Origin of the sequence: Microbacterium sp. ISL-103 (assembly GCF_018613995.1) — a bacterium.
Classification (GTDB): Bacteria; Actinomycetota; Actinomycetes; order Actinomycetales; family Microbacteriaceae; genus Microbacterium.
The window spans coordinates 1-6,938 of the sequence record NZ_JAGGPD010000305.1 but is presented as its reverse complement, the minus strand read 5'-3'; the positions used below and the strand labels follow the sequence as shown (position 1 = coordinate 6,938).

6 protein-coding genes and 1 pseudogene are annotated in these 6,938 nt (G+C 67.2%); all 7 read left to right on the top strand.

From position 1 onward, the window contains the following. The coding region (locus J7E68_RS11730) for a DEAD/DEAH box helicase (RefSeq protein WP_215172784.1) at nt 1–1,578 on the top strand (1,578 nt) is incomplete at its 5' end. Nucleotides 1,579–1,653: 75 nt separating this feature from the next. Then, entirely contained in the window at nt 1,654–3,231 is a 1,578-nt protein-coding gene (locus J7E68_RS11725; RefSeq protein ID WP_215172782.1) for a Rieske 2Fe-2S domain-containing protein, read from the top strand. A gap of 2 nt (nt 3,232–3,233) precedes the next feature. Then, the gene (locus J7E68_RS11720) at nt 3,234–3,818 is read left to right on the top strand and encodes a hypothetical protein (protein ID WP_215172781.1); all 585 of its coding nucleotides are present in this window, start codon (nt 3,234–3,236) and stop codon (nt 3,816–3,818) included. 69 nt (nt 3,819–3,887) lie between these two features. After that, nucleotides 3,888–4,418: a bifunctional pyr operon transcriptional regulator/uracil phosphoribosyltransferase PyrR gene (gene pyrR / locus J7E68_RS11715; RefSeq protein ID WP_215172779.1), complete on the top strand. Its 531-nt coding sequence runs from the start codon at nt 3,888–3,890 to the stop codon at nt 4,416–4,418. Further along, complete coding sequence (locus J7E68_RS11710; protein WP_215172777.1) at nt 4,415–5,380, top strand: aspartate carbamoyltransferase catalytic subunit; 966 nt, start codon at nt 4,415–4,417, stop codon at nt 5,378–5,380. The genes pyrR and J7E68_RS11710 overlap by 4 nt, the downstream gene beginning before the upstream one ends. Next, nucleotides 5,377–6,681: a dihydroorotase gene (locus J7E68_RS11705; RefSeq protein WP_215172775.1), complete on the top strand. Its 1,305-nt coding sequence runs from the start codon at nt 5,377–5,379 to the stop codon at nt 6,679–6,681. The genes J7E68_RS11710 and J7E68_RS11705 overlap by 4 nt, the downstream gene beginning before the upstream one ends. Further along, a pseudogene (locus J7E68_RS11700) lies at nt 6,678–6,938 on the top strand (hypothetical protein); the annotation flags it as partial. The gene J7E68_RS11705 and the pseudogene J7E68_RS11700, both read left to right, overlap by 4 nt.

Here is a 6,938-nt window from a genome sequence, read left to right as displayed (position 1 = left end):
CGGATCAGTCGGTACCAGACCGATCTCTGGGAGGAATTCGAAGACCTCGCGGACGAGGCCGAACCCGCTGTCAGCTGGCGTGCGACGGCTGACGGTCTGCGTCAGGCCACGGGGGTGCCCGAGACTCCCGTTCCGCCGGGCGTGCTCGCCGAGCTGCGTCCCTATCAGAAGTCGGGATTCGACTGGCTCGCGTTTCTGTGGCGCCACAAGCTCGGCGGCCTACTCGCCGACGACATGGGGCTCGGCAAGACGCTGCAGCTGCTGACCTTCGTGCAGCACACCCGTGATCAGGAAGAGCGGCGGCCGTTCCTGGTGCTGGCCCCGACATCGGTGCTGAGCACGTGGCGTTCCGAGGCCGCGCGGTTCACGCCAGGACTCCGCGTGGCGATCGTCGACAGCACGAGTACCGGAGGGCGGCGCACGAACGCCCTCGCCGCGGCTGCCGAGTCGGCGGATCTCGTGGTGAGCTCCTACACCGTCGCCCGACTCGACGAGACGGAGTTCCGCAGAGTCGAGTGGGCCGGGCTGATCCTCGACGAGGCCCAGTTCGTCAAGAACCCGAAGACCCGTCTGCACCGGGCCATCGCGACGTTCCAGGCGGATGTCACCTACGCCGTCACCGGAACGCCGATGGAGAACAGTCTGACCGAGCTCTGGTCGCTGCTGAAGCTCGCAGCGCCAGGACTGTTCCCCTCGGCCCGCAAGTTCAGGGATCGGTACATCCATCCGATCGAGAAGGGCAAGGTGCCCGAGAACGAAGAGGGCGGGGACTACCGTGCTCGACGCCTCGCGCAGCTGCGTCGCCGGGTCAGGCCCCTGATGCTGAGGCGCACGAAAGAGCTCGTCGCGCCCGATCTTCCCGACAAGCAGGAGCAGCTGCTCGAGGTCGAGCTCAGCCCCGAGCACCGTGCTCTCTACGACACGGTCCTTCAGCGCGAGAGGCAGAAGGTGCTCGGGCTGCTCGACGACCTCGACCGCAACCGGTTCATCGTCTTCCGCTCGCTCACCCTGCTGCGGATGCTGAGTCTGGCGCCCGCACTCATCGACGATGCCGATGCCGAGATCGGATCGAGCAAGCTCGACACCCTGCTCGAGAGGGTGGTGGAGCTGCAGGCCGAAGGGCACCGCGCGCTGGTGTTCAGCCAGTTCACGTCGTTCCTCGATCTCGCCGCGGCCCGTCTCGAAGAGGCAGGGATCCCGTATGCGCACCTCGACGGCTCGACCCGTCGTCGAGATGAGGTGATCGACGGCTTCAAGGCAGGTGAGCAGCCGGTCTTCCTGATCAGCCTGAAGGCGGGCGGCTTCGGGCTCACGCTCACCGAGGCCGACTACGTGTTCCTGCTCGACCCCTGGTGGAACCCGGCGGCCGAGGAACAGGCGATCGACCGCACCCATCGCATCGGGCAGACCAATCAGGTCTTCGTGTATCGGATGATCGCCACCGGCACGATCGAGGAGAAGGTGCTCGAGCTTCAGCGACGCAAGGCGCGGCTGTTCACCGCGGTCATGGACGACGACGAGCTGTTCGCGCAGTCGCTCACGTCCGACGACATCAAGGGCCTGTTCGACGAACACTGATTTGTCCCGGCCGGGTCACCGCGACCGCTCAGGGGCCCGTCGGTAGAATCGAACGGTTCACTTCAGGAGGAATGCATGCGGATCACGGGACTCGGCCACGCCGGGATGTTCATCGAGACGGTCGGCGGGAACATCATCTGCGACCCCGTCCTCGGCCCCTCCTTCTTCGGCTCGTGGTTCCCTTTCCCTGACAACAGGGGGCTGGACTGGGAGAGGTTCGGTTGTGAGGCGGACTTCCTCTACATCTCGCATCGGCATCGCGATCACTTCGACCCGGCGCTCCTCGAGCGCTACATCCGCAAGGACATCGAGGTGCTGCTGCCTGAGTACCCGATCGACGATCTCGAGCGGGACATCAGAGCGCTGGGCTACACGAACATCACCTACGCACCCGCCGGAGAGATCATCCAGCGCGGCGATCTCAAGATCATGATCACGCCGCTGCGTGCACCGAGCGACGGCCCGATCGGCGACTCGTCGCTGAGCGTCGACGACGGCACCGGATCGGTGCTCAACCAGAACGATTCGCATCCGCTCGACCTCGACACCCTCCTGCACTTCGGCAAGCCGGATGCGTACTTCACGCAGGTCTCGGGCGCGATCTGGTGGCCCATGGTCTACGACCTGCCGCTGGACGCGAAGCAGAACTTCGCGAAGCTCAAGCGCGACGCGCAGAACAAGCGCGCCATGTACTACATCGACAAGGTCGACGCGCCGCATGTGTTCCCGATGGCGGGGCCGCCCATGTTCCTCCGCGACGACCTCTTCGACTTCAACGGGCTCGGCCGCAACGGCGAATCCATCTTCACCGATCAGAAGCAGTTCCTGGCGCACATGAAGGAGCTCTCACCGCAGTACGACGGCCACCTGTTCGTGCCCGGCACCGTCGTCACGGTCGACGCAGGTGATGTCACGACCGAGCAGTCGCTCTACTCCGAGGCCGAGCTGGCCCACGTCTTCGATGAGAAGTGGGAGTACCTCGAGGAGCAGCGCTCGTCGCGTCAGCAGGAGATCCGTGACGAAGAGGCCTCCCGTGCCGAGGTGCTGCCCGCTGCGGAGATGCTCGAAGAGCTGAAGGCCTGGTGGGAGCCTCTCCTCAAGAAGTCGCGCACGATCCGCCTCGGAGTCGGCGGGTGCGTGCGATTCCGGATCGGCGACCTCGACATGGTCGTGGACTTCCCGCGTGCCAAGGTCAGGGAGTACGCCGGCGACGAGTGCATCTACTGGTACACGATCCCCGCAGATCTCGTCTCGACCAACATCCGCGACCACGAGATCGACTGGTCGAACTCCATCTTCCTGTCGATGCAGTTCCAGGTGGGTCGCAGCGGCAAGTTCAACGAGTTCCTCACCACGTTCCTCAAGTGCCTGTCGGTCGACCGGATCGAGTATGTCGAGAACTGGTATCAGGAGCAGACCGACCAGACCGAGGACGCCGAGATCGGCGACTGGGTCGTGCAGCGACGCTGCCCGCACCTGCGCGCGGATCTGACGAAGACCGGCAAGGTCGACGAAGACGGAATCCTGACGTGCAGCATGCACGACTGGAAGTGGGACCTCAACACCGGGCGCTGCCTGTCGACCAGCGGCCATCCGATCCGCTCGTCCAAGATCGACGAGGTCACCGACGCTGTGCTTCGCGAGGCCAGCTGACCGTGTCGCGATCCCCGCATCCGCAGGGTTCCGGTCGTGACGCCCGCACGTCGCGGCTCGAGCACAAGGGCCCCCTGCGCGGTGCGCGGTGGATCGTGCGCTCGGACCCTGAGCGCCTCGTGCGCATCGCGGCGGATTGCCTCGCCGAAGTGGGGTTCGAGCCGCGCCCCGACGGGTACGGCGACAGCATCCGCGCGAGCGGATCGGACTGGACCGCGACCGCCATGGAGATCGGCGACGAGAAGGGTTCGCGTCGCAGCTGGTGGAGGGGGCTGCTGAGCGACGAGCTGCCGTTCCCGGTGCCCCACGCTCTGCAGCACGTGCTCCCGCCCACTCTGGTCGTCGCTGCATCCCGCCCTGTGGCGGCAGGCGTCGCAGAACTGGTGGTGTTCCCGCACACCTCGGGTCGCGGCGATGCCACTCACGCACGGGCTGCGGCACCGCGCGTGACTGCGGCCCTGGAGCAGATCACGGCGGCTGCGGGTGCCGAGGGCGCGATGCTGTCGCACGAGTCGCTCGCCGGGATCGCGAACGACGGATCGCCCGCTTCGCAGGCTGTCGTCCGTGAAGTCCTCGGGTGGCGCTGACCGCGCGCTAGACTGGGGGCATCAAGCAACCTTTAACACCGTCCTGTGAGGCGGAGAAGGGAGCGGCTGATGAGTGCACGCACGATTCTGCACGAAGCCGATATCTCGCGGGCTCTGACCCGCATCGCACACGAGATCCTCGAGTCGAACCGAGGGGCTGAGAACCTCGTCCTGCTGGGCATTCCGACCCGCGGCGTCACACTCGCCCGTCGCCTCGCCGCCGTCATCGGCGAGATCTCGCAGACCACCGTCCCGGTGGGGGCGCTCGACGTCACGATGTTCCGCGACGATCTCGCCAAGCATCCGACGCGATCGCCTCGCCCCACCGAGATCCCCGCCGGAGGGGTCGACGGGAAGACGATCGTCCTGGTCGACGATGTGCTCTTCTCGGGGCGGAGCATCCGCGCAGCCCTCGACGCGCTGCAGTCGATCGGCCGCCCCGCGGTCGTGCGGCTCGCGATCCTCGTCGACCGCGGCCACCGCGAGCTGCCCATCCGCCCCGACTTCGTCGGAAAGAACATCCCGTCGTCGCGTCAGGAACGCGTCAACGTGCGCCTGATCGAGGACGATGGCGCCGAAGAGGTGACGATCGAAGCATGAGACATCTTCTCGACACACGCACGCTCGATCGCGAGACCGCCCTGCGCATCCTCGACGTCGCCGAGGACATGTCCGACACTCAGTCCCGCGAGGTCAAGAAGCTCCCGACCCTTCGCGGCAAGACGGTGGTCAACCTGTTCTTCGAGGATTCGACACGCACCCGCATCTCTTTCGAGGCCGCGGCGAAGCGGCTGTCGGCCGACGTCATCAACTTCGCCGCCAAGGGGTCGAGCGTGTCGAAGGGCGAGAGCCTCAAAGACACCGCCCAGACCCTGCAGGCGATGGGTGCGGATGCCGTCGTGATCCGCCACCATTCGTCTGGTGCGCCGCAGACCCTGGCCACGAGCGGCTGGATCTCGGCCGGCGTCGTGAACGCCGGTGACGGCACGCACGAGCATCCGACGCAGGCGCTGCTCGACGCGTTCACGATCCGCAAGCGCCGATTCGGGGCCGACAGCCGCGGACGCGATCTCCGCGGGATCCGCGTGGTGATCGTCGGCGACGTGCTGCACTCGCGGGTCGCGCGCTCGAACGTCTGGCTGCTCACGACCCTCGGCGCCGAGGTCACGCTCGTCGCCCCGCCCACGCTGGTGCCGCAGAACGTCTCGCTCTGGCCGGTCAGGGTCGTGTACGACCTCGACCGGGCCCTGGCCGAAGGACCGGACGCCGTCATGATGCTGCGCATTCAGCTCGAACGCATGAGCGCAGCGTATTTCCCCACTGAGCGGGAGTATTCCAGGCGATGGGGTCTTGACGCACGGCGAGTGTCCGGGCTTCCGGACGGTAGCATTGTGATGCACCCCGGACCCATGAACCGGGGGCTTGAGATCTCGTCCGAAGCCGCCGATTCCCCGCGCTCGACAGTGCTGGAACAGGTGACGAACGGGGTGTCCATCCGCATGGCGGTGCTGTACCTGCTTCTGGCAGGAGAACGAGACGACGAACGAGGGGGAGACCAGTGAGCGAGACCCTCGTCATCACCGGCGCACAGCTTCTCGGCGCGACGAGCGCCGACATCATCGTGGAGAACGGCGTCATCGCCGAGATCGGATCCGGACTCAGCAGATCGGGCGCGCGGGTCATCGACGCCGCCGGCCTCGTGGCGCTTCCCGGACTCGTCGATCTGCACACCCATCTTCGCGAGCCCGGCTACGAGGCATCCGAGACGATCCTCACCGGCACCCGTGCGGCGGCAGCCGGCGGTTTCACCGCCGTGTTCGCGATGCCGAACACCTCGCCCGTGGCCGATACGGCGGGCGTCGTCGAGCAGGAACTCGCCCTCGGCGAGGCCGCCGGCTACGCCACGGTGCAGCCCATCGGCGCCGTCACCATCGGGCAGAAGGGCGAGCGACTCGCCGAGCTCGGTGCCATGGCGACATCGCGCGCCCAGGTGCGAGTCTTCAGCGACGACGGCTTCTGCGTCTTCGACCCGCTGATCATGCGGCGCGCCCTCGAGTACGTGAAGTCGTTCGATGGCGTCATCGCCCAGCACGCGCAGGATCCCCGTCTCACGGAAGGTGCCCAGATGAACGAGGGCACCGTCTCGGCCGAGCTCGGACTCGCGGGGTGGCCCGCTGTGGCCGAGGAATCGATCATCGCGCGTGACGTGCTGCTGGCCGAGCACGTGGGGTCGCGCCTGCACGTGTGCCACCTCTCGACCGCCGGCTCCGTCGACATCATCCGGTGGGCGAAGAAGCGGGGAATCGCCGTGACCGCCGAGGTCACCCCGCACCACCTGCTGCTCACGGACGAACTCGTTCGCGGGTATGACGCGCGCTTCAAGGTCAACCCGCCTCTGCGCCGCGAGGAGGATGTCCTCGCCGTGCGCGAAGGTCTCGCCGACGGGACGATCGACATCGTCGCGACCGACCACGCCCCGCACCCGAGCGAGCACAAGGCGTGCGAGTGGCAGGCCGCCGCCAACGGCATGGTCGGGCTCGAGAGCGCGCTGCGCGTCGTGCATCAGTCGATGGTGCAGACCGGCCTGATCGGGTGGGAGGACGTGGCTCGGGTGATGAGCGCGGCGCCCGCCCGGATCGGTCGCCTTGCAGGTCATGGCACCCCGCTCGAGGTCGGCGCGCCCGCGCAGATCTCGCTGTACGACGCCTCGGTGGCCGGCGTGTTCACCGAGGCCGACCTGCACGGCCGCAGTGTGAACTCGCCCTACCTCGGCCGCGACCTGCCCGGCCGCGTCGAGTACACGGTGCACGGCGGCACTCTCACCGTCGTCGGCGGCGCAGTGGTCGAGGAGCTGAACGCATGAGCACACGCGACATCGCCATCGCGATCACGATCGCCGTGGCAGCGCTCGTGCTGCTCTCGATGTTCGCAGCCTGGCGACGACGACTCCGACGCGACTCCGGTCTCGCAGCCCCTCTCGGCGTGCCCGAGCACGCAGAGGTCATCGATCGGCACGAGGTGCTGTACGTCTCGACGACGAAGCACGATCAGCCGCTCGAGCGCCTGGCGATGCGTCCTCTCGCCTATCGAGCCAGGGGAGAGGCGGCGGTCACCGACCGG

What these genes read in the sequence shown, in the direction of transcription:
- pyrR (WP_215172779.1), top strand. Translation starts at nt 3,888, where the DNA reads ATGAGTGCACGCACGATTCTGCACGAAGCCGATATCTCGCGGGCTCTG.
- J7E68_RS11710 (WP_215172777.1), top strand. Translation starts at nt 4,415, where the DNA reads ATGAGACATCTTCTCGACACACGCACGCTCGATCGCGAGACCGCCCTG.
- J7E68_RS11725 (WP_215172782.1), top strand. Translation starts at nt 1,654, where the DNA reads ATGCGGATCACGGGACTCGGCCACGCCGGGATGTTCATCGAGACGGTC.